Source organism: Lacticaseibacillus nasuensis JCM 17158, assembly GCF_001434705.1.
In the GTDB taxonomy this organism is placed as follows: domain Bacteria; phylum Bacillota; class Bacilli; order Lactobacillales; family Lactobacillaceae; genus Lacticaseibacillus; species Lacticaseibacillus nasuensis.
This window is the reverse complement of the sequence record NZ_AZDJ01000013.1, coordinates 43,623-68,101: the sequence shown is the minus strand read 5'-3', so window position 1 is coordinate 68,101 and position 24,479 is coordinate 43,623. Positions and strand designations below refer to the sequence as shown.

Genomic DNA, 24,479 nt, shown 5'->3' with positions numbered 1-24,479 from the left:
CCTGTCGAGCTGTGGGGCCAGGGTGCCCTATTTCGCCACATTCCGTCAACTATTTTTTCGTTGTTGTTGAATTCGGGGTGAAATACGCGCCAACCTCCAAGTCGACGGTCCCATGCCCTTTCACCTGAGCGATAATTTCACGATAATACTTGATGCGTTTACCAATCGTTCGCGAGTCGGCGACGATGCGGTTGCCGTCGGTCATCGTGAGGCTGATTCGGTAAGGGTTGGCCCCGCCTTTGGCCGCCCGCACCTCGGACACCGCCCGTCGAATTTCGGCGGGAAAACCGTGAACGGTGCGGGCAATCGGCAACACCTGCTTGGCCGTGAAGTCGCTAAAAATCGGGTAGTTTGTCGCGGTCGTCGCTGTGCCGCTGGCTAACACGGCACCATCGGCCATCAACAGATGATACCGATTTTGCTTTTCCACATAGCCCAGCGCCGCGTGTTCGCGCACTTTGAGGTGAATGTGGTTGAAGCCGGTGACCCTGAGTTGCACCGCAGCCACGGCGGGTTGGCGCTGCTTGATGCGTTGCGCCACCGCAGCGCGCCGGAAGAACAGAGTCAACACCGGATCGGTTTCGGTGAGGCCACTGGCGTCGATCACCCCTTGGGCGGTCGCGACGCTTTCGCCGGTGACGGAAATCTGGCCGACTTTTGCCGCCGGCGACACCATGTAGCCGAAAAAGCCCAACAGCACCAGCAACGGTACTAACACTAAGGCCAGATTGCGCCACTGATTATGGCGCCGCAACGCCGACACCGCAGGGAGCTGCAGTGCTTGTTGGCGCCGCTTAGCCGAATGGTGGTTGCGTCGCTTGGCCTGATAGGCCTCCCAAGGCGTCATGTCGGTGGTGGTGCGGGAACGAAAATGAAACCTGCGCATGGCGCCCTCCTTTCTTTTGAAGCGTTTATGCGTGCATGGCGATGGCCGATTGCATGACGGCAATCAACCGATCGGCGGCGTCTGGCACGCCGAGTTGCTTGGCGGCGCGGGTCATGCGCACCAGCCGCTCATCATCTTGCATGAGGCTGGCGACGCGTTCGCCAAAGTCGGGGCCGAGTTCGGTTTCCGGCACCACCATCGCCGCGCCGGCCTTGGCCAGGCTTTGCGCGTTGATGAATTGGTGGTTGCCGGTGACATTGGGACTGGGAATCAACACGGCAGGTACCCCAAGCGCGGTGAGCTCCGCGAGGCTGGTGGCCCCGGAGCGGCCGATGACCAGAGTCAAATCCGGTAAAATCGCCGGCATGTCATCGACATACGGAACGATTTTGACGTTATCTGGCACCGCGCCGGCGGCCTTGATCACGGCGTCGTAGTGGACGCGCCCGGTGACAAACAAGGTCTGAAAATGGCTCGCCGCAAACGTCGGCAGTGCCGCGATGGCGGCCTCATTGATTTTCGGTGCACCGCGCGAGCCGCCAAAAATCAGCAAGGTCCGCTCGCTGGGCGTCAAGCCAAAGTCGGCCAGTCGGTTGTTAGGCCGCAAATGCGCCACTTGTTGCGCCCGGGGGTTGCCGGTTTGCACCAGCTTCTTGGCTGGAAACGTATCGGCGACCTCGGGAAAGGCGTAGGCGATCTTGTCCACGAAGCGGGCCAGGAATTTGTTGGTGACCCCGGCCACGGAGTTTTGCTCGTGAATCACCGTGGGAATATGCAACCGCGTGGCCGCAAACACCGTCGCCGCGGAGACGTAGCCGCCGGTGCCGACCACGACATCTGGGCGAAAATCGCGCAACAGACGCTTGGCCTTGCCGATGCTGCCGAGAAACATCGTCACCGTTTTGACGTTGCTGAGGCTCAACGAGCGCTTAAAGCCTTGCAACTCGATGGTGGCAAATGGGATTCCCGCCTTGGGCACGATCCGGCTTTCCAGTCCGCGGTGGGTGCCGACGTACAAGACATCGGCCAACAACCCGCGGGTCTTCAATTGTTCGATCAGCGCTAACGCCGGGTAAATGTGCCCGCCGGTACCGCCGCCGGAAACGACGACACGCATTACGCTTGCTCCCCTTCCAATTGCTTGACTGCGGTGATGAAGGCATCGCCGCGCACCTCAAAGTTCGGGAACTGATCCCAACTGGCCGCGGCCGGCGACAGCAACACGACGTCGCCGGGTTCGCTGGCGGCAAAGGCCAGCGGCACAGCAGTAGTCACGTCTTTGGTCGTCTGCACCGGCACCCCAGCCTGCTTGGCGGTCGCCTCAATCAACGGCGCGGTTTGGCCAAAGGTGACAATGCTGCGCACCTTGTTCTTGAACAATGGCACGAGGTCATCCATCGGCAAGTGCCGATCTAACCCACCGGCCAACAACACGATGGGCTGGGTGAAGGCGTTGAGCGCCACCGAGCTTGCCTCGACGTTCGTGGCCTTGCTGTCGTTATAAAACTTGCGGCCGGCAATGGTGGTCACGTATTGAATCCGGTGCTTGACCCCGGTGAACCGGCGCAACACGCGCGCAATCGCGGCGTTATCGACGCCGCTGAGCTTGGCCGCGGCAATGGCCGCCAAGGCGTTTTCGATGTTGTGCGTGCCGGGAATCTGCAAGTCGGCGGCAGGCACGATTTGCTCACCGTCAAAGCACAACCAGCCCGCCGTCAACGTCGCCCGGGCGCCGGCTGCGCCTTGGCGGGAAAACGGCACGATGGTGGCATGGCTCTGTTTGGCCAGCTCGTGCATCTCGGGTAGATCCCAGTTCATGATGAAATCGTCTTGCGCGGTTTGGTTGGCCGTGATCTTCATCTTGGCGGCGACGTAATTGGCGCGGCTGCCATGCCAATCCAGGTGCGCCTCGTAGATATTCGTCAACACGGCGATGTGCGGGTGCAGCGTGGTGGTGCCGGCGAGTTGAAAACTCGATAATTCCGCCACGATGGTGTCAGCCGGGCCAGCGGTTTGCGTCACTTGGCTGATGGGAATGCCGATGTTGCCGGCGTCATAGGCGTGCTTGCCGCCTTCGTTGAGCATCAGGCCAATCAGCGTGGTGGTCGTCGTTTTGCCGTTACTGCCGGTGATGGCAATCCAATTGGCATCGGACACCTCAAAGGCCAGCTCCGGCTCGGTGATGATCGGCAGCTTTAACTCGAGGGCGCGTTGGACCATGGGATTGCTGTAAGGAATACCGGGATTTTTCACCATTAAGGCAAAATGCTCGTCCAACAGTTCCACCGGGTGGCTGCCGGTGATGACCTTAATGCCATCGGCCAGCAGCGACTGGGCGGCCTTGTTGTCGTCGAATTTCTGCTTGTCGTTGACCGTCACCAAGGCGCCGAGGCGGTTCAGCAGCCGCGCCGCATTCACCCCACTCATGCCTAACCCAAGCACCAATACTTTTTGATTCGCAAACGTCGTAACCGCACTTTTCATGATTGACTTCTTTCTATAGGAAAATTAACAGATAAATTGCCGAGGCCAAGGCCCCAACCACCCAAAAGGTCCCATCGATGCGCCATTCGGACCACCCGAGCATTTCAAAATGGTGATGAATCGGGGTCATCTTAAACACCCGCTTGCCGTGGGTCAGCTTGAACACGCTGACTTGAATGATGACGCTGGCGGTTTCGCAGACGTACACCAAGCCGATGAGCAGCAACGACCACTCGCGCTGCAACAACAGCGCCACCGTCGCCAACATCCCGCCCAGCGCCAGCGACCCGACGTCGCCCATGAAGATCTGCGCCGGCTTGTGGTTGAACAACAAGAAGCCGATCATCGCGCCGATGGTCACCAGGCAGATAATCAACACGTCGGTGCGGCCCTCGTGCGCCGCAATGATCGCATAGGTGCCAAACGAAATGGTGGCCAACCCAGCGACTAACCCGTCCAACCCATCGGTGAGGTTCACGGCGTTACTGAAGCCGACCAGCCACACGATGGCAAACAGGATAAACAACCAAGACCAGTTCAACTGGCCGAGCACCGGCACGTACAGCGTGTGGGTAAAGCCTTCGTGGAAATAGGCGACTAAAAAGACGGTGGCCCCGAAGATTTGACCCAGTAGCTTTTGCCAGGCGCGCAGGCCCATGTTGCGGTGTTTGGCCACGCTCACGAAGTCGTCAACAAACCCCAGCGCCCCATACAACAACAGGATAAACAAACTGACCCACACGCTGGTGGACAACGCCGCTTGCCACCAGGCGGTGCCGATGGCGGCAACAATGATTGCGCCGATGAAGACAACGCCGCCCATGGTCGGCGTGCCGGTTTTGGCCTCATGCCACTTGGGCCCTTCCTCGCGAATCGTCTGCCCTTCTTTTTTGAAGCGCATATACCCGATAAACAAGGGTAAAACGATGATGGTCAGCGCAAAGCTGGCCACCATCGGGATTAACATTTCTGCAAACTGCATGACCCAAACTCCATTCTCATTTACTCGAACTTAACCGTCACCGAACCGTTGCCTAATAGCGCACCGGTTTTCACGCTTTGGCTGACGGCATAACCGTCGCCTTGCAGGGAAAACTTTTTGCCGGTTAACTGGGCCAATTTTAACACATCGCTTTTCGCCCAACCAGCAACGTTGGGCATCGTCATCGCGCCGTTGGTCAACATCAAGACCCGCGAACCGGCTAACGCATTCGTGTTGGCCGCCGGCAGCTGTTGGACGATCCGGTTGCCGGTGCCGACCGTGGCCGCCAAGAGCCCCGCCGTTTTCAGGCTGGTGCTGGCCGCAGACGCGCTCGCGCCGGTGACCGGTGGCACCGCCACCGTCTTGGCGGTTGGCACCGCGGCCCCGGAGCCGGCCAAGGCCAAGGCCCGGGTCATCATCGGCTTGAAGATGCTGGCCATGATGGTTTCGGCGGCCTTGGTCATTTTTTGCGGCTGCTTCATGGTGATGTACAGCACGTATTTCGGGTTGCTGGCCGGGGCCATGCCCATCACGCTGAAAATGTAGTTCGAATCGCCGGTCAGGTAGCCACCGGCTGGCGACGCGATTTGGGCCGTCCCGGTTTTGACCGCCAAGTCGACGCCGGGCATCTTGTAGGCCATCCCGGTGCCGTAACTGGCATTGACGACCTGACGCATGGCATCGACGACTTGATTGGCCGTGTCCTTGCTGATGGGTTGTCCCACCACCTTGCGGCCATATGTCACCGTTTTGCCATTCTTGGTCGTCACCGACTTGACGATGCGCGGCTGCACCATTGGCCCGCGGTTGGCGACGGCGGTGACGCCTTGCATCATTTGCATGACGGTGACGTCGATACTTTGCCCAAACGAGGTCATCGCCTGGTTCAACGGCGACTTCAGGTCATAGGTGCCGGCCACCTCGCCGGGCAGCGTGACGTCGGTGCGCTTGGCAAACCCGAACTTGTTAAGGTAGGTGCCCCAATTCTTGCCGCCCATGCCTTGTTCGATTTTCACCATGCCGACGTTACTGGACCGCGGGAACGCTTGGCCAATCGGAATGCTTCCCCAGCCGCTGGTTTGCCAGTCGTAAATCGTGCGATCGGCCACCTTGACGGAACCGGAATGGTAATAGGCATTCGGTTGGTAGGTGCCGGTTTGAATCGCGGCGGCCAACGTGAAGATCTTCATGACCGACCCGGGTTCGTACACGTCTTCCACCAACGCATCGCGCCACATATTGCCCAGGCCTTTTTTGGTGCTGGGGTCAAAAGTCGGTCGCTGGGACGCCGCGAGAATCTCGCCGGTTTTAGGATTCATCAGCACCGCCGTCATCGACTTCGGCGCGTATTTCGTCTGAACGCTACTCATGAGCGTTTCCAGGTAGGACTGCAAGCCGGCATCAAGCGTCGTCGTCACCGTGCCACCGTTCACCGCTGGTTTGACCTTGGTTTTGCTGGCGGGTAGCTGATAACCATAGGGATCGGTTTGCGCCGACTTGAAGCCGTTGGTCCCGGTGAGCAATGAATTAAATTGTTTTTCCAGTCCCATCACGCCGACCAGCTGGGTGGTTTGTTGGCTGGTTTGCGCCTGGGCCAACCCCACCACGTGGCTGGCAAAGATGCCGTTGGGATAAAGCCGCGCCGGACTATCGGTAAAGTACACGCCGGTCAGGTGCTCGGCTTGAATCTGGTTGCGCACGGTCAGCGACAGGCCCTTGCCCGCGTTGCCGAACTCGACTTGATACGCCTTTTTGGCCGGGTTGAGGTACTCCAAAATCCGCGCCTCGGACAACGGTAAATACTTGGCCAGGACCTTGGCGACATGGGCCTTGTTGGTCACGTAAAGTTTCTTCTTGCCATTCATGTAGCTGTGATCGAGCACGGCGTAGACGGAATAAGTGCTGGAATCTTCGGCAATGACTGCGCCGTTGCGATCAAAAATGGCCCCGCGCTTGGCCTTCAAGGTGGTGTTGGTAGCATATTGGTGCTCGCGATAGGTACTCAGGTTGGCGGAATCCACGCGGCCCCCTAACCCAATATACGCAAATCGCACAGCAAACCCGACGAAGAGCCCAAACGCCAAAAGCGTCAACAAGCGCCCGATGATCAGGCGATTGCGGTTGGGATGCTGCGCGGTTGCTGTGCGATTATGAACTAGTTTTTTCATCTTATTGATTGACTCGCTTTATATTGCCTTCGATCACGGTTAACCCGTGAGCCTTGGCAAAAGTGCTAAGCCGGGCGGAATTCGTCAGCTCGCCGATGGTTTGTTTGTAGTCGTCGACGTGTGAATTCTCCGCGACGATCTGCGTTTGCAGGTCTTGGTACTGGCGATTCGCGCTGGCCAAAGTATCCTGCGCAGTCAAGAATAACAAACTCATTGCGACGGCTGCAAGTCCACAACAGACACTGAGGAGTCGTTCTAAGGGGCTAAACGCGATGTGCCGCGGGGCGGCCACCGGTACCGGCACCGGTTCAACATGCGGCTTCGGTGCCGGAATTGGTTCAGCGTATTCTGTGAATTGACGTGCGGTATTCTCCATCATAATGACAACCCCTTACGAACGTTTTTCGATGACGCGCAGCTTTGCGCTGTGGGCCCGATGATTCTCAGTGAGCTCGCCGGCACTCGGTAGCACCGGTTTGCGGGTAATTAAGGTGAAATCCGGTTGCGCGCTAGCCGGAATCACCGGCAAATCACGTGGCACATCTTGGACGGACGTTTTTTCCTTGAACATGGTCTTGACTAGGCGATCTTCCAGCGACTGGAAGGTGATGACGCTGATGCGCCCCCCTGGCGCCAGCAGCGTTAACGCCTGCGTCAGGCTCGCCTCTAAGGCGCCCAGCTCGTCGTTGACGGCGATGCGAATGGCTTGAAACACCCGCTTCGCCGGGTGGCCGCCGGTGCGGCGCGCCTTGGCCGGAATCCCGGCCTTAATCAAGTCGACCAGTTCAAAGGTCGTTTCGATTGGTCGCTCGGCGCGGGCCCGCTCGATTTGCCGGGCGATGGGCTTGGCAAATTTCTCTTCACCGTAACGGGAAAAGATTCTGACCAAGTCGTTGAACGACCACTCGTTGACCACCGTCTTGGCGGTCAGGGCCTGGCTTTGATCCATTCGCATGTCTAACGGGGCATCGAAGCGGTAGCTAAAGCCGCGAGTGGAATCGTCAAACTGCGGCGAGCTGACCCCGAGGTCGTATAACACCCCGGTGACCTGCGTGACGCCGAACGTGGCCAGCGTGCTTTGCAAGTCCCGGAAGTTGGCGTGCACCAGGTGCAAATTGGCCGGCAACGGCGCCATGTCCGCTTCTACCGCCGTGATCGCCGCAGCGTCTTGATCGAAGCTGTACAGCTGGCCAGAGGTGAGCTGGCTGAGTAGGCGCTTGGTGTGGCCAGCCCGCCCCAGCGTCGCATCGACGTAGGTGCCGGTGGGCTGCACGGCCAGTTCATCAACCGCTTCGTGAAGTAAAACCGTTTCGTGCGTATATTCAGTCATGGCTTACAGTCCAAACTCTTCAAGATTTTCGGAGATGTCATCGAAGCTGTCTTCAGCGGTGGTTTCAAAGCTGTCCCACCGCGCCTGACTCCACACTTCGATGCGGTTAGCCACGCCGACGAGGACGCATTCCTTGGTTAAGTCCGCGTGTTGAATCAGCGGCGCCGGAATGTTGATCCGGCCTTGCTTGTCCAGCTCGCACTCGGTGGCCGCGGAATACAGGAAGCGAGTAAAGGTCCGCGCGTCTTTCTTGGTCAGTGGCAAGGTGGCGAGCTTGGTTTGTAGCTTCGTCCATTCATCTCGGGGGTAGCCGAACAGGCAACCGTCCATGCCCCGAGTGAGTACAAAAGTCGGGGTCAGCGTCTCACGAAACTTGGCCGGAACGATCAAGCGGCCCTTCGCATCGATGCTGTGGTGAAATTCGCCCATCAGCATAACAACCCCTCCTTTTTGGATGATAGGTACAGTCTACCACATCCCCCCACTCTCCTCCACAAAACCCCACAAATTTGTCTTGACAAATTTGTTTCAAGCGCGAACAAATTTTCGGGCAACAAAAAAGCCTTGAAATCTCAACGATTCCAAGGCTTACTCAAGGTGGTGCGGCGGTGGGGGAAAATCCTTATTCCCCGATAAAAATCCCTGCTAACCACCACACCATGGTGGCCAACGCCAACACGCGACTCACCCAGTGGGCGTAAGTGGTGAGCAGAAAGTCAGCATCCCGGCTGACCACCATCACCACCACGCCGATTGCCAACGCCACGGCGGCGAACAACACGGTCCAAATGTAGTTGGGTGCCGCCGCCAGCGTCAAGCCGGCTGTGGCAATCAAGGCCACGGCGGCCAAGCCAAAATACGCCAGGCGCCCGCGATACTGCCAGCGCAACACTGCCACTGCTAACCCGATTGCCCAGATGATGGGCACGACGATTGCCATCACTCGCAAGATTCGGCCGCCACCTTTCCGTTTTCTCTATCATACCGGTTTTACCGAGAACTAGAAAGGCCCAACCCGGTTGCCAGCGCCACGAAAATCGGGTATCATGACGGGGAGAAATAAATGGACGGGAGGTGGCTCTGGTGAAACAAAAGCGGACAAAGTTCTGGGTCATTACGCACATCGCCGCCTGGGCGATGTTGATTGTCACAGTCGCCGGCTCGGTGGCAGTGATCTTCAGTGTCTTACAATAGTGCTTCGCTAGGCCGCACGCCTAGCTTTTTTTTGGCCTTGAATTTACAGTTGAAGTGGAACATTGCGAAAAAAGACTGACTCACCAGGAGACAGCGTAGAATGTTGTTTGTCGAGAACAACCATCATACGGAGGTTTCCTAATGAGCCATTACTATCAGCTTACAGCTATTGAACGTGGTCGTATAGAGTCTTTTATTCAACTTGGGTTATCATTTCGCCAAATAGCTACACGCTTAAATCGAAGTGTCAGCACAATTTCTAGAGAAGTTCACCGCTGTGCTAAGGAGTACAAGGCGTTATCAGCACACAAGGATTATCTCAAAAGGCGTCAAGCTTGCCACCGCCATCGAATCTTTGAAGACAAGGCGCTGTGCCGTGCTGTACTCAGCGCTATCCAAGATAATCATTGGTCACCAGAACAAATTGTAGGAAACTATCAACGTATCAAAGGATCCAGCCCGTGTAGCTTTGTCACAATCTACCGTGAGATCTATCGACATAATCTTGGTTTTCCCAAGAATCATGGTGCTAGAGGTATCGCCCGCAAATTGCGACATCGAGGTAAAACGAGACATAAGAAAGGCTACGTTGAGAAACGAGGAAAGATTCCAATCTCACATAAATTGGCCGAGAGGCCAACAGAAGCTAACACACGTTCACGGATTGGAGACTGGGAATTGGATACTGTCGTTGGCCGAGATGGTGGCGACGTATTGGTCACCATGATTGATCGACGCAGCCGGTTGTTGTTGGCGCAAAGAGCCTCAGGTAGAAAGGCACTGCCTGTTCTCGAGACATTGAAAGCGATGTTCGCAAAGATTCCGCATCAAATACTTGCCACAATCACTCCTGATCGCGGTAAAGAATTTCGATGTCATAGGGATCTCACAAATGAATATAACGTGGAGTTCTATTTTCCAAATCCCCACACTCCCTGGGCTAGAGGAAGTAATGAAAATACAAATGGGTTGATTAGAGAATATATCCCCAAAGGAACAGACATTGCTACAATCTCAGACGACGAAATCAATCAGATGGTGTGGCAGATCAATACAAGACCACGCAAGATGTTTGATTGGAAATCAGCGCTGGAAGTCTTCTGGTCAGAGATGTTCCACTTGGATTGACAATTCCGGGCCAAAAAAAGACGAGTCAGCGACTCGTCTTTTGCACTACGCCTGGCGCAAGCTTTGCGTCGGCTTCGGGACAAACAGGTGCTGAGCAATCAAGACCAGCGCGCTGACCACCACGATGGCCAAGATGCTCGAGCCCACCGCGGAGCTGCCGTTAGAAATCAGCGAATACAGCCAAGCGGCCTGGCCCTTGGGTGCGTAACTGCCCCAGTACACCCACCCCGCCAGAAAATGGCAGAAGTACTTGATGAAGGTGCCGATCAAGACACTAGCCCAAGCCAGCGCTACCGCGCGGTTCTTGTGGCCGGCGTGCAAGGCAGATTGAAACGCAGGCGCCACCAAGCCGGCAAAGCCGACGACGGTAAAGGCGATCGGGTATTCGAGAATCCCTTGCACCACGTTGAGCACGCCGCCGTCGCTTAAGCCACGCAGCAACAAGTCCAACAGGCCCCAAACTAACCCGGCAGCCAGCGCCGGCTTGGTGCCGCGCCGCAGCGCCAACACCGTCACGGGGATCAACCCGTAATTGACCTGAATGGCGTTAATCGAGTGCGGTAAGTACTCCAACGCCATGGCAAACGCGGCGATAATCGCCACTTCAACAAGTACCGTTAAGTTCTTTGTTCTTCCCATAAGAAAAGCCTCCCTTGTTCGAGTTACCGACACAAAGAAGACCGTTTGCACGGCCAACACAATCCCTACGCTCGTATTAACGAACAGGTTCGAAGGGTCTGGACAAGTCCACTCTCAGCCAATGGCTCCCCTTTGTGATGGTTGCTCGTATTCACTTAACAGGACAATTATACCACGCTTACAAAATTGGTGCGAGTAATCTTGACAATTCCCCACTGAGCCGCTGGCCGCGGCGCTTGGCCGCCACCATCGCCTTGGTGTACCGCACGGTATGCGCCATGTCCGCGGTGAACAACGCGGCGGCTTCCCGGGCCAAGTGGCGATCATAAATAAACGCCGCCAGCTCGAAATTCAATGTGAAGCTACGCAAGTCGAAGTTCGCCGTGCCGGTGGCGACATACGCTTCGTCGACCACAATCGTCTTGGCGTGCAAGAAACCGTTCGTGTAGCGATAGACCTTTGCCCCGCGTTGCACCATCACGTCGAGGTAATACTGTGACGCCTTGGCCATCAGCGGCTGGTTAGTGCGCACCGGCACCATGATCCTGACGTCGATGCCGGCGTTGGCGGCGATGGTTAAGGCGTCTAGCAGGCTGTCATCCGGCACAAAGTACGGCGTTTGTAGCCAGATGCTGGCCTTGGCGAGCGTCAACAGGCGCAGATACCCTAGTTTTAAGGCCGCCATCGGCTGTTCCGGGCCACCGGCGACAATTTGCATGGCGGTGGTGCCGGTATCGGCCGGCGCCGGAAAATAACTTTGCTGGAAGTGCACTTTTTGAATCTTCGCCGTGGTGTTCCAATCCAGGAAAAATTGCGCCTGCAGCACCGCCACCGCCTGCCCGGTGATGCGCAGCTGGGTGTCACGGTGAATGGGCAGGTGATGCGGCGAGCTACCGATGTCAAAGCCGCCCATGTAGCCGATGGTGCCGTCGATCACGGTGAGCTTGCGGTGGTTACGGAAGTTCACGCGGGGGTTGATGCGCCCAAGCTTGGTGGCAAAAAACGGCTCGACTTGGCCCCCGGCGGCGCGCAGCGGCGCCCAAAACTTCCGGGTCAGCCGGTGTGAGCCGAGGCTGTCGTAGATCACCCGCACCCGCACGCCTTCGCTGGCTTTTTTCGTCAGCAAGGCCACCAGGTGTTGGCCGGTGGCGTCGGGTTCGATGGTGTAGGCCTCGATGTGGATGTGATTCACCGCCGCGGCGACATCCTTCATTAAACTGGCGGTGAACTGGTCGCGGGCGGCAATCAGGTGGACGTCATTCATCGTCGTGACCAATGCCCCGTCGACTTGCAACAGCGTCCGCACGAGAATCGGCAGGCCCGCCGGCGCGCTGGTGTTGATTAAGGGCGACCCGACGGCGACGGCCTCTTGTTGCCCGGCGATCAGCGTGTCGATGCCGAGGTGTTGCTGCGTCGCCAAGGTATTGAGCTTTTTGCTGGAAAGCTTGCGGCCAAACAGCCAGTACAGGCAAAACCCGATGACCGGCAGCAGCAATAAGACCAATAACCAGCCCCAAGTCGCGGCGATGTCTCGCGGCTGGCGGAACACCGTGATGATGGCACTCACGGCGTTAATGATGATGATGCCCAGAATGCTTAGCCCGAGCCACATGCGCCCACCCCCTTTCACGCCCTTAACTTTACCACAACAGGCCCCTTGCCTGCGCGGGCAAGGGGCCTGTCAATTAATCTGCGGCGTTGCCAAACCACTTGTGCTTGAGCTTGGCCATGGTGCCGTTTTTGGTCAACGTCTTAAAGCCGGCGTTGATTTTTTGCTGCAACTCGGTGTCGGACTTGCGCATGCCCACCGCGAAGTCCTCGGCGTCAAAGTCGCCGGTGAGGACGCGGTAGCTGCTCGGGTCGGGTTGGTGGGCGATGTAGTAGCGCGCGTATACCTCGTCCATGAAAATGCCTTGAATCCGCCCGGCGTTGAGATCCAAAAACGCGTCGGTGAAGGTGTCATACAACACCGGATTCTGCTTGGCGATGTATTGCTTGAGCAGCTTCGGCTTGGCGTCAAGCGCCGCGGCGCCACTGGAGCCGGTTTGCACGCCGAGCGTCTTGCCCTTCATAGCGGCAAAACTGGTGACGTTATCCTTGCGCTTGGTTACCAGCAGCTGGTGGTTGACCAGGTAGTCATCAGAAAACCGCACCTGCTTGGCCCGCTCGGGAGTCACTGAGTAGCCGTTCCAAATCAAGTCGATGGTTTGGTTCTTCAGCTCGGTTTCCTTCATCGACCACTCGATGGGCTGGAAGCTGACCTTCACGCCGTAAAGCTTGAACACGGCCTTGGCCAAATCGATGTCGAAGCCTTCAAGCTTGCCGCTTTTGGCCCGAAACCCCATCGGCACGAAGGAATCATCCAAGCCAACCACCACCGTTTTGTCTTGCTGAATGCGCGGCCAGGAGTTGGCCGCTTTCGTGCGGGCGCACCCGGCAGTGGCGAACAACGCCAAGCCGGCGAGCAACCCGATTAACCACTTCCTCATTGCGCCTCACCTGCCTTTTGCACCTGGTACGTGGTGTCCGCCACGGCTTCGGCAAAGGCCATGTCATGGGTGACCACCACCTGCGTCATGCCTTGTTGCTTGACGCTGTCGATCAGGCTGGCCACGCTGTCGCGCAGGTTCGGATCCAAGGCGCTGGTTGGCTCGTCGTACAGCAGGATTTCAGGATTTAAGGCCAAGGCCCGGGCGATGGCGACGCGCTGCTTTTGGCCACCGGATAAGGCGTAGGGATAGCTGTTGGCTTGATCCGGCAAATCCAGCTGGGTCAATAATGTCATCGCCTGCTGCTTGGCGTCTTGTGGACTGGTGCCTTGCAGCTTCGGCGCCAGCGTGATGTTCTCCAACACGCTGAGGTTTGGAAACAGCTCGAAGCCTTGGAACACAACGCCGATGACGCCGTCTTTGCGCAACTGGGCCGGCGTGGTGGTGGCACCGTTATATATGAATTCCCCACTGTCCGCCGTGTCCAAACCGCTGATGATGCGCAACAGCGTGGTTTTGCCGGCGCCGCTGGGGCCGACGACGGCCAGCGTCTTGGAATCGGCGATGGTGAGACTAACCCCGGTCAACACCGGGGTGCCATTAAAGGCCTTGGTAATATTTTTCAGTTCTAACATGAGCACCCTCCTAACGGTAATACGCAAAGGCTTTTTCCACCCGACGTTGCAAGAAGGTGAAAATCGCGGTGAGCAGCAGGTAAATGATCCCGACTAAGACCAGCGGCACCAGGGTCACGTCGCGCGAGGTGGCGACGTTGCCGGCGCGAAGCAAGTCGCCCAAGCCGATGACGTACACCAGGCTGGAATCCTTGACCAGGTTGATGACTTCGTTGCCGATGGACGGCAGGACGATTTTCAGCACCTGGGGAATCACCACGTAGCGCAAGGTTTGCCAGCGCGTCAGGTTCAACACCGTGGCGGCTTCAAACTGTCCTTGCTCGATGGCGCCAAAGCCACCGCGGAAAATTTCGGCGAAGTAGGCGGCGTAGTTAAGGATGAAGGCAAACGCCGCGGCGTTGAAGCGGTCAAACACGATGCCGACCAGCGGCAGCCCGTAAAAGACGAAGATCAACTGCAACAACAGCGGCGTGCCGCGGAACAGCCACACATAGGCGGTGAGCACCCAATTGATGATGCGACCGATGATCGATTTGACGTGCGGCACCAACCCCACCGCCAGGACCATGCCCAATGGCAAGGCCCCGACCAGCGTTAAGGCGAATAACCCCAACGTGAGCTTCAAGCCGGATAATAATGCCGGCAAAATCTGCATGATATATGTCATTTTACTGCCTCCTATGAATGAATTGCGTTGAATGAAAAAAGCGCCCGACTAGGCCTCAGCCTAATCGGACGCAATGCGTGGTACCACCGATGATTGCCGCGACGTCACCGCCACAGCCTCATGTGGTTGAGAAAAAACAAAAAGCCACCCACCAGTAGCAAGCTACTAGAGGGCGGCGTACCGCGGTTCCACCTCATGCACGTCACGGTGTCACCACCGCAACCTTATGTCGTTTCTCAACCACGGCGATAACGAGCCCAGCCGCCATCGCCTACTTCGTTCAACGATGGACTCATGGATGTGTGCCACACTGTTCGCCACCCGGTTTCCATCCCTCCAGGCTCTCTTCAGACGAGTTCAGCATCGCGATTCCACTCAACGCTTTTTGTATTGTCACTTACTCTAATCATAAACTCATTTGTTGTCAACCCTGCCGGTGAAATAATTTTGCCCAGAAGCCGACTTTTTTTTGCTCGATGTTCATCAGCGGCACACTTTCGCCCAACAGCCGCCGCGCAATGTTGCGGTAGCCTTGGCTGGCCGGGTCGTCGGGATTCATCACGACGGTTTCGCCGCGGTTGGAGCTGGCGATGACCTCGTCGTCATCCACGACGATGCCCAACAAGTCGATGCCGAGGTGCTGGGTGATTTCCGTGACGTCCATGGACCGGCCGTCTGCCATCATGTGCTCGCGGATGCGATTAATGATCAGGCGCGGCGGGTACACCATGTCGTGTTGTTCCAGCAAGCCAACGACGCGATCGGCGTCACTGACGGCGGAAATCTCCGGCGTGGTCACCACGATGGCGCCGTCTGCGCCGATGACCGCGTTGCGAAACCCCTGCTCGATGCCCGCCGGCGAGTCGAGGATGATGAAGTCAAACTCGTCGCGCAAGGCGGCGACAATGTCGCGCACCTGCTCGGGCTGCACGGAATCCTTTTCGGCGTTTTGCGCGGCTGGCAACATGTACAACAAGTCATCAAACCGCTTGTCCTTGACCAAGGCCTGGTGCAGCTTGGCGCGACCGGTGGCGACGTCGACGATGTCATAAATGATGCGGTTGGACAGGCCCAACACGACGTCGAGGTTGCGCAGGCCGATGTCTAAATCGAGCATCACGACGCGCTTGCCTTGTAACGCCAAGGCGGTGGCGATGTTGGCACTGGTGGTGGTCTTGCCGACCCCGCCCTTGCCGGATGTCACAACAAGAGATACCCCCATGCTACATGTCCTCCAGTTTCCGGAACAATCTCGGCCGCAATTTCGCCAGCTGGGTCACGCTACCGTGATCCAAGATGTGTAAGTCGTTGATGAGGCTCAGCGTATCAGCCGAATACTGGTTCTTTTTCTCGATGATTTCGATGGTGTCGGCGATGCGAATCTGGCCGGCGTGGTGAATGTCCCCGGCGATGATGGCGGCTTGGTCGCCGTGGCTGCCGGCGATGATCAGCCCGCCTTGCGCCTGCCCCAGCATGAACACGCTGCCGCTAGCCGCCAGCGTGCCGCCTTGGTGCAGGTTGCCGGTAAACAACACGTCGCCGTCGACGGTCACGGTTTGCCCCGAGCGAATGATGTCGCCGTTGAGGTGCACGAGCCGGCTTAAAAACGCCTCGCGCATGGCCGCCGGCGTGTCCACCGCCGCGTGCACGGCACTGACGGTGAAGCGGTCAAAGTCGGCAAATACCGCCTTGACGGACTCGGCTTGTTCGGCAGTCAGCAGGCGCTGACCGGTTTCCAAGACAAACTCCACGTTGCCTTCATCGGGGGTATCCTGCGCCAGCTTCGTCAATAATTCCTGAAGCTGCGTTTGAATCTCCGCGAGGCTGGCGGCGTCTGCCAATTGAATTTCAAATCCGGCTTTGCGGCCTTTTAACGTGACTGCGTCCACAACGCTCCTCCTTAAAATCAATAAAACCACCGCGCGGCGGTGGTTTTAGCGCTGATTTAAGTTTATCAGTAATCGCCGTAAAGGCAAATAGCAGATTGCAAATAGCCCGATGTTCACCAATAACCCCGGCGCCAGGTGCACGGTGATCAAGTTGGTCCAGCCCACCGCGCCGTACCCAGTGAAGCGATTCAGCAGGTAGTCACAGGCGGCATAGGCGGTGAGAAAAATAATCTGGGTCACGCCCAAGTACAGCGGCGTGCGCGGAATATACGGCCGCAGCTGATCCGCCAAGAAGACGACCAGCGGCCACAACAACGTGTTGATGCCCAGCATCCCGGTGTAAAAACTGTCGAACAATAACCCGGCCACCACCGCGAAATAAATCAAGTAGCGCTCGGCCGGCACGAAAATCGCCAGCATGATCAACAACATCAAGGTCAATTGCGGCGTGGCCATAAACGTCGGCTGCATCAGCCACTGGCCGAGCCACTGGGCCACGGCCCCTTCCAGCAATAACGCCGCGAACAACAACAAGGCCACCCAGCCGTGGCCGGTGAATGGCCGCTCGTTTTCCATGTTACTCACCGCTAATCACCTTCGATCGTCCGGGCAATCACGGTGACGACGCTGACGTCGGAGAAGTTGGCGGCAGGCTTAATGGTGACGGTGTTGGCGAGGCCGTAGTCGTCTTTTTGCACGCTGGCCACGGTGCCGATCAGCAAGCCTTTGGGCGTCGCGCCGCCCAGGCCGCTGGTAATGACCTGGTCCCCGCGCTGAATCGCCTTGTTGGTGTTGAGCTGGCTCATGACCAAGTCGCCGCTGGTGGTTTTGTAACTGGTGATGACCCCTTCGACCAACGCGCCGTTTTTCGTCGTGATTTGCGCGGCAAAGCGGTTGGCGGCCTTGTTGTCGGTCGTCAGCATCTCCACCTTGGCGTTGGTGCGGTTGACCTCAATGACGCGGCCAATCAAGCCGCTCCCCGCCATCACCGGCATGTTTTTCTTCACGCCGGCGCCGGCGCCCTTGTTGATCACCATGATGTTGCGCCAATCGGTTGGCGAGCGCAGCATCACCGCGGCGCTGATTTGGGTGTAATCCGTCAGCGTGCCGTTGAGCTTGAGCTGGGCCTTTAGCGCCTTGTTTTCGCGTTGGGTCGTGGCCAGGCGGACCTTGGTTTGCGCCAGGTCCTCGACTTCGGCCTTCAGCTTGCGGTTTTCGCTGTAGGTGTCCAGCAGGTCGTGAATGTCATTCAGCCCGCCGCGCACCCAGTTGCCAGGCGCGGCGACGATGCGGCCGCCGATGCCGACGACGTCATTACCGATGGTTTGAATCACCGGCGGCGTGTCGTCAGAATTGCGCACCATGATCGAATAAGAAATCAAGCCCATGCTCAGCAACAGCGCGACCATCAGCACGATCAGATGTTTATTTGAGAAAAAATTGTGCATGGGGAACTCCGTTTCTCGCCAAGCCGAGCTAATTAGTGCTTCAAGGCGTCAAGATTTTTCAGCGATTCACCGGTGCCTTTCGCCACACAATCCAGTGGGTCCTGGGCGATGAAGACTGGCACCTTCGTCGCGTCGGAAATCACCGAGGCCAGATCCTTCAACAACGCCCCACCGCCGGTTAACACAATACCGTGGTCGATGACGTCGGCGGCGATTTCCGGGCTGGTTTCTTCCAGCGTATCCTTCACCGCGTCGATGATGGCTTGAATCACTTCTTGAATCGCCTTGGCGACGTCGACGGCCGTGATGTCGATGGTTTCCGGCAGCCCCGACAACAAGTCGCGGCCGCGAATGGCCATATCGTCGAGGTCCTTGGCCGCCGCCACGCTGGCGCTGCCGATGGTCATCTTGATTTCCTCGGCGGTGCGCTCCCCAATCAACAGGTTAAAGTGCGCCCGAATATAGGCGACAATCGCCTCGTCCATCTTATCGCCGGCATTGCGAATCGAGCGGCTGGACACGATGCCGCCGAGCGAAATCGTGGCCACATCCGTCGTGCCGCCGCCGATATCGACCACCATGCTGCCGGTGGGATCCATCACGGGCAAGCCGGCACCGATGGCCGCGGCGTAGGGTTCTTCAATCACAAAAGCGTCCTTGGCGCCTGCGACCTTGGCGGCGTCTTGGACGGCCCGTTTTTCGACCTCGGTGACGCCGCTGGGGACGCACACCATCACGGCAGGATGCGCATTCTTCCCGGCAAACGCCTTGTTCAAGAAGTATTTCAGCATCGCGGTGGTGGTATCGTAATCGGCGATGACGCCGTCTTTCATCGGGCGAATCGCGGTGACGTTGGCCGGCGTGCGGCCAATCATGGCGCGGGCTTCGGCGCCCACGGCAATCACCGTGTCGTCTTGCGTGTTGCGGGCGACCACGGAAGGCTCGTTGACCACGATGCCCTTACCTTCGATATACACCAGCGTATTGGCGGTGCCCAAGTCGATGCCTACATTTTTTGTTCCAAATCCAAACAAGTCGTTCTCTCCTTCGTGCGCACAATTTCATCTTCTGAATTATACCATAGTTCCCCCGGGCAATTGGCGCGGCGACGAAGCAGAATGGGTGTAAGCGGCACCTTTATGATTAACTTAATGACAACGCGTCTGGGTGCTCAGAAAACGCATAGTAGTTGTGCGCGCCGATGATCAAGTGGTCGGCTAACGCCATGCCCATCAGCTGCCCGGCGCCGATGAAGCGCTCGGTGACGGCAATGTCGGCCTCGCTGGGCACGGTCACGCCGCTGGGGTGATTGTGCGCCAAGATCAGCTGCGCGGCGTTCACCAACAAGCCTTGGCGAAACACCACCCGCGGGTCCACCACCGCGCTGTCCATGCCGCCGCGCGCCACCTCGGTTTCTTGAATCACCCGGTTTTGCGTATCGAGAAAGATGACGATGATCACCTCTTGCGTCACGCCGCTAAAGCGCACCATCAAATGCTCGGCCAGCTCGGGCAAGTCCGCGTAATCGCCGACGCGCAGCGACTGGCGCTCGAGCACCCGCCGCCCGATTTCCGCCGCGGCACTGACGCTGGCCGCCTTGGCCAAGCCCAGCCCGCGCACCTGCATCAAATCCCGCACCGGCGCCGTGGCCAAGCCGGCTAACCCGGGGTACGCCGCGGTGATTCCGCCGGCCACCTCGGCCAACGACGCCACCTGACTGCCGCTGCCTAACACCACCATCAACAACTCGGCGTCCGTCAACGTTTTGGCGCCGTGGTCACGCAACAATTCGCGAGGTTGTGCCATCTCGATTCCTCCCCTTAGCCATCAAAAAAGGTGGCCATCGCCACCAACTAAGAAGATTACGCATTTGCCGCCAGCCACGCCGGCAACGCTTGAAAATCATTTAATCGGGCATCGGCGGCGGGCGCCGGCTGCGCGAGGTCGACGATTTGCACCGCCCGCAATCCCGCCGCCTGGGCCGCCGCTACCCCCAGCGGCGTGTCCTCAACGGCCACCACGGCACTAGCGGGTAACTTGGCCTTGGCCAACGCCTGCAAGTACGGCGCCGGATCCGGCTTGGCCGGCCCGTCGACGTAAGGAAACAGCCAGGTGAACGTCTCGGTCCAGCCCGCCTGCTGCAACGCCAGCTGCAAATGCGGCAGGCGCGAACTGGTCACCACGCCCAGCCGGTAAGTTTGCGCCAACGTCGCTAACGTCTGGCTCACGCCGGGCAAGGCGATATCCGGCGCGGTGCGAAACCAGGCGTCGACATAGGCGCGCACCTGGTCCTTGTACTGCTCGACGGCCGGCCCCACCAAGGCGGTGAGAAAATCGTGCTCCGATTGCATGCTGGCCCCAAGCAACGGCAGAAAGTGCGCCGGCGGCAGCGGCCGGCCCATGGCGTGGGCGGCGACACTATCGCCGCGCAAAAAGGCCCGCTCGGAATCAATCAACGTCCCGTCTAAATCAAAGAAGATGGCTTGAATCATTGGTCCCCTCCTAGTAAGGTTTGCCGCACCGCGGCCACCAAGTACAACGACCCGGCCACCACCAGCGGCTCATCGGCATAATCACTCATGTGCGCGGCCAGGGCTGCCTGCCAGCTGGCAAACCGCGCGCTGTTCGGCACGTCCGGATAATCCGCCACGGCTAGCGCCCGCGGATTATCCGGCACCGGCACGAACCACAGGCGGTATGGCGTTTTGGCTAAGGCGGCCACCATGCCGGCGACATCCTTGTCGCCTAAAATCCCCACCATGAGCGTCAGCGGCTGGCTGCCAAACACGCGGCGCAAGGTGGCGATGAGGCTGTTGATGCCTTGCGGATTGTGCGCGCCATCTAACACGATCAGCGGCGCGTCGGAGATTTTTTCCATCCGCGCCGGCCATTGACTGGCCGCTAACCCCCGGCGAATCTCCCGCGGACTCAGCGGCCAGTCCCGGGCCTGGGCAAACTGCTTGGCCGTGGCAATGGCCACGGCGGCGTTGCCGAGTTGATACTGCCCCACTAATGGCAACTCGAGCTCCGGCAGGCGCCCGGCGTCATCCCGGTAAGTGAAGCTTTGGCCCCAGCCCACCAGGCGCCCGTTTTCAGCAAAAAAGTCGCGGTCTAGCGCCAGCCACGGACTGGCGGTGGCGGCCACCTTTGCGGCAATGACGGTTTCGGCTTCTTGGGGCAGGTGGCCGGTCACCACCGGCACCTGCGGCTTGATGATCCCCGCCTTGTGGGTGGCGACGCTGGTTAAGGTATTGCCCAGGAGCTTTTGGTGATCCAACCCGACGCTGGTGATGGCGGATACCACCGGCGTGATCACGTTGGTCGAATCGGTATCGCCGCCGATGCCCACCTCGATTACCGCGGCGTCCACGCCTTGCTGGGCAAAATACCAAAACGCCAACGCGGTGATAAACTCGAATTCCGTCACGGCAAACGCCGGCTCTTCCACACGAATCGTCGCCAAGGCGTGGCGCCCGGCGGCTACGGCGGCAATCAGTCCCGCGGCGGGAATCGGCTGGTGGTCAATCATGATGCGCTCGTTAAACCGCATGATGTACGGCGAGGTGAACAACCCCACCGTCAACCCGCTGGCCTCAAGGATGTGCGCCACGGCGTTAGCCACCGAGCCCTTGCCGTTGGTGCCGGTGATGTGGACATACGCGCCGGTTTGGTGCGGGTTGCCCAAGGCGGCCAGCAGGCGCAAGATGCGGTCGTGCTTGCCGGTTTTGGCCAGTCGCGGCAATTGGTGAATATAGGCGATACTTTCAGCTTCGTTCATGACAGCCTCCATTTTGCTTCATCCTATCATGCCCTGCCACAACGAAACAAGGCCACCTCATGCTGTTCACGAGATGGCCTTAGCGGCTTACAGCCCCTTTTTCTTCTTCGTCTTACCGGACCAGTTGCGGTAGCCTTTTTGCAACCAATAAACTTCGGTAAAGTCATGCTTCTTCATCCACCCGGCGGCGCGAATGGACAGATCGCCGGTTTCGTCGTAGACGTACACCGGCAAGTCGTGGCGCAACTCGACTTCGCGGGTCTTGAGTTGCGTGTACGGCAGGTTGCGGGCGCCGAGAATGTGGCCCGCGTCGAAGTCCTTCTTCTCCCGCAAATCGATGATCTGCGCCTTGCGCATGCTGGTTTCAAACGCAGTGGGCGTCAACTCGCCGCCGATGTCCTTCAGCCGGTTCTTGCGGAACCAGGTATACAGCCAATCAAAGCCCCACACCACCAAGATGGCGCCGACCAGAATCAATAACACATTAACTAAATAGCCCAAAATTGATCTCTCCTTACTTGCGGGCGAGGCTGGCGGCCCCAATGACCCCCGCGGTATTGCCTAACGTGGCCAGGCGCAGCTTCGTGGTTTCGCGGACATTCGGGAAGGTGAACTGCTTGAAGTAGTCCGTCACCCGTGTCAACAAGAAGTCCCCGGCTGCACTCACGCCGCCGCCGATTAAAATATATTCCGGATTCAGCATGTTGCCGACGTTGCCGAGGCCCAGACCGAGGTAATAGGCCACCTTGTCGACAATCATCAGCGCCAGCTTGTCGCCGGCCTTGGCCATGTCGAAGACGATTTTCGACGAAATCTCGTCGCCGTCATCGAGGGTTTGCTTGAGTTCGGACTGGCCGGCGTATTCCTCGGCCATGTCGCGCGCCACGCGGACGACGCCGGTGGCGCTGGCGACAGTTTCGAGGCAGCCGCGCTTGCCGCAGGTGCACAAGTAGCCGTTAGGTTCAACGGTGACGTGGCCGAGCTCCCCGGCGCTGCCGGCCACGCCGTGCAGCAATTTGCCATCGGCGATGATGCCGCCGCCGATACCGGTGCCCAGGGCCACCAAGGTAACGTTGGCCGCCGCGTCGCCGGCGCCTTTCCACTGCTCGCCTAATGCCGCGACATTGACGTCGTTATCAATGGCAAACGGAATCCCCGTGCCGGCTTCGATGTCGCGCTTCGGGTGCTGCAGCGTCTTCCAGTTGAGGTTGTACGCGCCAATCACCGTGCCGGCGTTGACGTCGACGGAGCCCGGCGAGCCCATGCCGATGCCTTGAAAGTCGCTGGGCTGCATGTTGTAGAGCTTCAGGTGCTCATTGATCGAATCGATGATGTCGGGAATGATGTGCACCCCGTCGTCTAAGATATTCGTGTCGATGCTCCACCGTTGCTGGATCTCGCCATCAAGGGTGAGAATCGCAAATTTGGCCGTGGTCCCACCGAGATCGACGCCCATTAGTTTCTTGTCACTCATGGTGTTTTTCCTCCTCATGCGGTGCCATTGGCGGCACCAATGGCGTTTTTTCTTCTCGTTCGTGTTCGTGGCGCAGCACGATTTTCGCGCTGGCGTAAGTCTTGTCGTCGATCAGCTGCAAGTGGTGCAGCCGTTCGACTTCCACGGCGGCCAGCTCGATGTCCCATAAACGCTTGCCGACATGAATGTAGGTGCCATATTCCTTGAGTAGCTGCAGCACGTCGTAATAAGTCTTCATCCCGCGTACCCCAGCCGCAGTAGCACCGCCCCGGCCACCACCAGCACCGCGGCGCACACCACGCGCCGACTCGTGCTCATCGTGCCGATTTGCGGCGCGCCAACCACGCCGGCAATCAGGAAGCCGCCCAGCAGCCCGCCGATGTGGCCCGCCATGTCGACTTGGCTATCGAAGAGATTAAACGCCAAGTTGATCACGGCCATGGCCAGAAACTGCCGCGCCAGCATGCGCACGGTGGGATTGTCCCGAAAGACGTCACCGAGCAGCAAAAACGCGCCCAGCAGGCCAAAAATCGCGGTCGACGCCCCGGCAGACACCACCTCGGGCTTGAAGACGAAGCTGGCGACGTTGCCGGCGATGCCACTGACCAAATAAATCACCAAGAAGCGCCAGTGGCCAAATAGCCGCTCGGACAGCATGCCGAGGTAATACATCGACACGGCATTCACGACAATGTGCATCAAGCCGACATGGACAAACATCGGGGTGATGAAGCGCCACCACTCGCCGTACAAAATAATGTACGGATTAAACCTGGCCCCGTAGCGCACCAGCACCTCAGTTTGCGTGCTACCGCCGTTGACGGTTTCCAGCAGGAATACCGCAAAGGTCACCGCGAGCAGCGCGTAGGTGACAAACGGCGTGTTGGCCAGCCGCGTCCGCCAAAATGGATTTCGCATAGCAAGTTCCTTTCTAGTGGTCACACACGCAAAAAAACCAGCAACCGGTGAGTTGTTGGTCTCCATGAAACCGTACGCATGCCACCATAGTCAAGCAATAGTGTAGCATTAATTGTTTCCTCGCGAAAGCGGGGAAACAATTAAGCTGCCCGCGAGCGCAGCGATGCTGGCATTGCACTTTTCCCCGTGAGCAGTGCGTAACTGCCCTTAAGAAAAAATTTACTTACTGTTCGTTAGCTGTTCGCTTGTCGGCAGCGCTTTCCCCTGCTAGACTGTAAGCATACAAATTTGTAGGGCATGCGGCCCACAGCGAGTGCAGCACCGCGGCTCGACCAATTGCCCCAGGCACCCGGAGTCACGGTACTTGCAG

Annotated in this window: 28 protein-coding genes and 1 riboswitch; of the genes, 2 read left to right on the top strand and 26 right to left on the bottom strand. The window is 58.4% G+C overall.

Going from position 1 to position 24,479, the window contains the following annotated elements:
• Nucleotides 1–49 precede the first annotated feature (49 nt).
• From FD02_RS03405 to FD02_RS03365, 9 genes are all read right to left on the bottom strand, one after another.
• Nucleotides 50–886, bottom strand: coding sequence for a cell division protein FtsQ/DivIB (locus FD02_RS03405; RefSeq protein WP_056950453.1), 837 nt, complete (start codon nt 884–886; stop codon nt 50–52).
• A gap of 25 nt (nt 887–911) precedes the next feature.
• Complete coding sequence (gene murG, locus FD02_RS03400; protein ID WP_056950450.1) at nt 912–2,003, bottom strand: undecaprenyldiphospho-muramoylpentapeptide beta-N-acetylglucosaminyltransferase; 1,092 nt, start codon at nt 2,001–2,003, stop codon at nt 912–914.
• Complete coding sequence (gene murD, locus FD02_RS03395) at nt 2,003–3,370, bottom strand: UDP-N-acetylmuramoyl-L-alanine--D-glutamate ligase (protein WP_054722726.1); 1,368 nt, start codon at nt 3,368–3,370, stop codon at nt 2,003–2,005. The genes murG and murD overlap by 1 nt, the downstream gene beginning before the upstream one ends.
• 13 nt (nt 3,371–3,383) lie before the next feature.
• Nucleotides 3,384–4,352, bottom strand: coding sequence for a phospho-N-acetylmuramoyl-pentapeptide-transferase (gene mraY, locus FD02_RS03390; protein WP_056950447.1), 969 nt, complete (start codon nt 4,350–4,352; stop codon nt 3,384–3,386).
• A 20-nt stretch (nt 4,353–4,372) separates the two neighbouring features.
• Nucleotides 4,373–6,520 (bottom strand): penicillin-binding transpeptidase domain-containing protein, encoded by a 2,148-nt coding sequence (locus FD02_RS03385; RefSeq protein ID WP_056950444.1) that lies wholly within the window; start codon nt 6,518–6,520, stop codon nt 4,373–4,375.
• Nucleotide 6,521: 1 nt separating this feature from the next.
• Complete coding sequence (locus FD02_RS03380; protein WP_054723284.1) at nt 6,522–6,734, bottom strand: hypothetical protein; 213 nt, start codon at nt 6,732–6,734, stop codon at nt 6,522–6,524.
• Between the two features lie 177 nt (nt 6,735–6,911).
• Nucleotides 6,912–7,850, bottom strand: a complete 939-nt coding sequence (gene rsmH / locus FD02_RS03375; protein WP_056950441.1) for a 16S rRNA (cytosine(1402)-N(4))-methyltransferase RsmH — start codon at nt 7,848–7,850, stop codon at nt 6,912–6,914.
• 3 nt (nt 7,851–7,853) lie between these two features.
• Nucleotides 7,854–8,285: a division/cell wall cluster transcriptional repressor MraZ gene (gene mraZ / locus FD02_RS03370; RefSeq protein ID WP_054723285.1), complete on the bottom strand. Its 432-nt coding sequence runs from the start codon at nt 8,283–8,285 to the stop codon at nt 7,854–7,856.
• Between the two features lie 187 nt (nt 8,286–8,472).
• The gene (locus FD02_RS03365; RefSeq protein ID WP_056950439.1) at nt 8,473–8,790 is read right to left on the bottom strand and encodes a hypothetical protein; all 318 of its coding nucleotides are present in this window, start codon (nt 8,788–8,790) and stop codon (nt 8,473–8,475) included.
• Between the two features lie 143 nt (nt 8,791–8,933).
• Here FD02_RS03365 and FD02_RS11045 point away from each other — a divergent pair, with 143 nt between their 5' ends.
• Nucleotides 8,934–9,044 (top strand): DUF4044 domain-containing protein, encoded by a 111-nt coding sequence (locus tag FD02_RS11045; RefSeq protein ID WP_225352557.1) that lies wholly within the window; start codon nt 8,934–8,936, stop codon nt 9,042–9,044.
• Nucleotides 9,045–9,185: 141 nt separating this feature from the next.
• Nucleotides 9,186–10,172, top strand: coding sequence for an IS30 family transposase (locus tag FD02_RS03360; protein WP_225352558.1), 987 nt, complete (start codon nt 9,186–9,188; stop codon nt 10,170–10,172).
• 45 nt (nt 10,173–10,217) lie between these two features.
• On the opposite strand, the gene thiT is transcribed toward FD02_RS03360, so the two are convergent.
• The 17 genes from thiT to FD02_RS03275 form a co-directional block, all read right to left on the bottom strand.
• Complete coding sequence (gene thiT / locus FD02_RS03355) at nt 10,218–10,811, bottom strand: energy-coupled thiamine transporter ThiT (RefSeq protein ID WP_054723287.1); 594 nt, start codon at nt 10,809–10,811, stop codon at nt 10,218–10,220.
• 45 nt (nt 10,812–10,856) lie between these two features.
• Nucleotides 10,857–10,953: riboswitch (TPP riboswitch) on the bottom strand.
• A gap of 36 nt (nt 10,954–10,989) precedes the next feature.
• Entirely contained in the window at nt 10,990–12,423 is a 1,434-nt protein-coding gene (gene cls, locus FD02_RS03350; RefSeq protein WP_056950436.1) for a cardiolipin synthase, read from the bottom strand.
• A gap of 73 nt (nt 12,424–12,496) precedes the next feature.
• The gene (locus tag FD02_RS03345; protein WP_054723288.1) at nt 12,497–13,300 is read right to left on the bottom strand and encodes an amino acid ABC transporter substrate-binding protein; all 804 of its coding nucleotides are present in this window, start codon (nt 13,298–13,300) and stop codon (nt 12,497–12,499) included.
• Nucleotides 13,297–13,935 carry an amino acid ABC transporter ATP-binding protein gene (locus FD02_RS03340; protein WP_054723289.1) on the bottom strand — a complete coding sequence of 213 codons (639 nt, stop codon included), beginning with the start codon at nt 13,933–13,935 and terminating at the stop codon, nt 13,297–13,299. Before FD02_RS03340 ends, FD02_RS03345 begins: the two co-directional genes overlap by 4 nt.
• A 10-nt stretch (nt 13,936–13,945) precedes the next feature.
• Entirely contained in the window at nt 13,946–14,602 is a 657-nt protein-coding gene (locus tag FD02_RS03335) for an amino acid ABC transporter permease (protein WP_056950433.1), read from the bottom strand.
• Nucleotides 14,603–15,026: 424 nt separating this feature from the next.
• A complete protein-coding gene (minD, locus tag FD02_RS03330) occupies nt 15,027–15,824 on the bottom strand; it encodes a septum site-determining protein MinD (RefSeq protein WP_056950428.1) in 798 nt (265 codons plus the stop codon).
• Nucleotide 15,825: 1 nt separating this feature from the next.
• Entirely contained in the window at nt 15,826–16,491 is a 666-nt protein-coding gene (locus FD02_RS03325; protein ID WP_054723290.1) for a septum site-determining protein MinC, read from the bottom strand.
• Between the two features lie 45 nt (nt 16,492–16,536).
• Nucleotides 16,537–17,067 (bottom strand): rod shape-determining protein MreD, encoded by a 531-nt coding sequence (gene mreD, locus FD02_RS03320; RefSeq protein WP_056950796.1) that lies wholly within the window; start codon nt 17,065–17,067, stop codon nt 16,537–16,539.
• 11 nt (nt 17,068–17,078) lie between these two features.
• Nucleotides 17,079–17,939, bottom strand: a complete 861-nt coding sequence (gene mreC, locus FD02_RS03315; RefSeq protein WP_056950425.1) for a rod shape-determining protein MreC — start codon at nt 17,937–17,939, stop codon at nt 17,079–17,081.
• A 32-nt stretch (nt 17,940–17,971) separates the two neighbouring features.
• Nucleotides 17,972–18,973: a rod shape-determining protein gene (locus tag FD02_RS03310; protein ID WP_056950422.1), complete on the bottom strand. Its 1,002-nt coding sequence runs from the start codon at nt 18,971–18,973 to the stop codon at nt 17,972–17,974.
• A 109-nt stretch (nt 18,974–19,082) separates the two neighbouring features.
• A complete protein-coding gene (gene radC / locus FD02_RS03305) occupies nt 19,083–19,745 on the bottom strand; it encodes a RadC family protein (RefSeq protein ID WP_056950419.1) in 663 nt (220 codons plus the stop codon).
• Nucleotides 19,746–19,801: 56 nt separating this feature from the next.
• Nucleotides 19,802–20,431: an HAD family hydrolase gene (locus FD02_RS03300; RefSeq protein ID WP_054723605.1), complete on the bottom strand. Its 630-nt coding sequence runs from the start codon at nt 20,429–20,431 to the stop codon at nt 19,802–19,804.
• Nucleotides 20,428–21,717, bottom strand: a complete 1,290-nt coding sequence (locus FD02_RS03295; protein WP_056950416.1) for a bifunctional folylpolyglutamate synthase/dihydrofolate synthase — start codon at nt 21,715–21,717, stop codon at nt 20,428–20,430. Before FD02_RS03295 ends, FD02_RS03300 begins: the two co-directional genes overlap by 4 nt.
• Before the next feature lie 87 nt (nt 21,718–21,804).
• Nucleotides 21,805–22,218 carry a rhodanese-like domain-containing protein gene (locus tag FD02_RS03290; RefSeq protein WP_054723607.1) on the bottom strand — a complete coding sequence of 138 codons (414 nt, stop codon included), beginning with the start codon at nt 22,216–22,218 and terminating at the stop codon, nt 21,805–21,807.
• 13 nt (nt 22,219–22,231) lie between these two features.
• Nucleotides 22,232–23,191 carry an ROK family glucokinase gene (locus FD02_RS03285; RefSeq protein WP_056950413.1) on the bottom strand — a complete coding sequence of 320 codons (960 nt, stop codon included), beginning with the start codon at nt 23,189–23,191 and terminating at the stop codon, nt 22,232–22,234.
• Nucleotides 23,184–23,429 carry a YqgQ family protein gene (locus FD02_RS03280; RefSeq protein ID WP_054723609.1) on the bottom strand — a complete coding sequence of 82 codons (246 nt, stop codon included), beginning with the start codon at nt 23,427–23,429 and terminating at the stop codon, nt 23,184–23,186. Before FD02_RS03280 ends, FD02_RS03285 begins: the two co-directional genes overlap by 8 nt.
• A complete protein-coding gene (locus tag FD02_RS03275) occupies nt 23,426–24,109 on the bottom strand; it encodes a rhomboid family intramembrane serine protease (RefSeq protein WP_056950410.1) in 684 nt (227 codons plus the stop codon). Before FD02_RS03275 ends, FD02_RS03280 begins: the two co-directional genes overlap by 4 nt.
• Between the last annotated feature and the right edge of the window lie 370 nt (nt 24,110–24,479).

What these genes read in the sequence shown, in the direction of transcription:
- FD02_RS03360 (WP_225352558.1), top strand. Translation starts at nt 9,186, where the DNA reads ATGAGCCATTACTATCAGCTTACAGCTATTGAACGTGGTCGTATAGAG.
- FD02_RS03280 (WP_054723609.1), bottom strand. Translation starts at nt 23,429, where the DNA reads ATGAAGACTTATTACGACGTGCTGCAGCTACTCAAGGAATATGGCACC.
- mreC (WP_056950425.1), bottom strand. Translation starts at nt 17,939, where the DNA reads ATGCACAATTTTTTCTCAAATAAACATCTGATCGTGCTGATGGTCGCG.
- FD02_RS03380 (WP_054723284.1), bottom strand. Translation starts at nt 6,734, where the DNA reads ATGAGTTTGTTATTCTTGACTGCGCAGGATACTTTGGCCAGCGCGAAT.
- murD (WP_054722726.1), bottom strand. Translation starts at nt 3,370, where the DNA reads ATGAAAAGTGCGGTTACGACGTTTGCGAATCAAAAAGTATTGGTGCTT.
- cls (WP_056950436.1), bottom strand. Translation starts at nt 12,423, where the DNA reads ATGTGGCTCGGGCTAAGCATTCTGGGCATCATCATCATTAACGCCGTG.
- FD02_RS03300 (WP_054723605.1), bottom strand. Translation starts at nt 20,431, where the DNA reads ATGATTCAAGCCATCTTCTTTGATTTAGACGGGACGTTGATTGATTCC.
- murG (WP_056950450.1), bottom strand. Translation starts at nt 2,003, where the DNA reads ATGCGTGTCGTCGTTTCCGGCGGCGGTACCGGCGGGCACATTTACCCG.
- FD02_RS03285 (WP_056950413.1), bottom strand. Translation starts at nt 23,191, where the DNA reads ATGAGTGACAAGAAACTAATGGGCGTCGATCTCGGTGGGACCACGGCC.
- mraZ (WP_054723285.1), bottom strand. Translation starts at nt 8,285, where the DNA reads ATGCTGATGGGCGAATTTCACCACAGCATCGATGCGAAGGGCCGCTTG.
- FD02_RS03345 (WP_054723288.1), bottom strand. Translation starts at nt 13,300, where the DNA reads ATGAGGAAGTGGTTAATCGGGTTGCTCGCCGGCTTGGCGTTGTTCGCC.
- FD02_RS03275 (WP_056950410.1), bottom strand. Translation starts at nt 24,109, where the DNA reads ATGCGAAATCCATTTTGGCGGACGCGGCTGGCCAACACGCCGTTTGTC.
- minD (WP_056950428.1), bottom strand. Translation starts at nt 15,824, where the DNA reads ATGGGGGTATCTCTTGTTGTGACATCCGGCAAGGGCGGGGTCGGCAAG.
- radC (WP_056950419.1), bottom strand. Translation starts at nt 19,745, where the DNA reads ATGGCACAACCTCGCGAATTGTTGCGTGACCACGGCGCCAAAACGTTG.
- FD02_RS03405 (WP_056950453.1), bottom strand. Translation starts at nt 886, where the DNA reads ATGCGCAGGTTTCATTTTCGTTCCCGCACCACCACCGACATGACGCCT.
- thiT (WP_054723287.1), bottom strand. Translation starts at nt 10,811, where the DNA reads ATGGGAAGAACAAAGAACTTAACGGTACTTGTTGAAGTGGCGATTATC.
- FD02_RS03340 (WP_054723289.1), bottom strand. Translation starts at nt 13,935, where the DNA reads ATGTTAGAACTGAAAAATATTACCAAGGCCTTTAATGGCACCCCGGTG.
- mreD (WP_056950796.1), bottom strand. Translation starts at nt 17,067, where the DNA reads ATGGAAAACGAGCGGCCATTCACCGGCCACGGCTGGGTGGCCTTGTTG.
- FD02_RS03365 (WP_056950439.1), bottom strand. Translation starts at nt 8,790, where the DNA reads ATGGCAATCGTCGTGCCCATCATCTGGGCAATCGGGTTAGCAGTGGCA.
- FD02_RS03385 (WP_056950444.1), bottom strand. Translation starts at nt 6,520, where the DNA reads ATGAAAAAACTAGTTCATAATCGCACAGCAACCGCGCAGCATCCCAAC.
- FD02_RS03335 (WP_056950433.1), bottom strand. Translation starts at nt 14,602, where the DNA reads ATGACATATATCATGCAGATTTTGCCGGCATTATTATCCGGCTTGAAG.
- rsmH (WP_056950441.1), bottom strand. Translation starts at nt 7,850, where the DNA reads ATGACTGAATATACGCACGAAACGGTTTTACTTCACGAAGCGGTTGAT.
- FD02_RS03295 (WP_056950416.1), bottom strand. Translation starts at nt 21,717, where the DNA reads ATGAACGAAGCTGAAAGTATCGCCTATATTCACCAATTGCCGCGACTG.
- mraY (WP_056950447.1), bottom strand. Translation starts at nt 4,352, where the DNA reads ATGCAGTTTGCAGAAATGTTAATCCCGATGGTGGCCAGCTTTGCGCTG.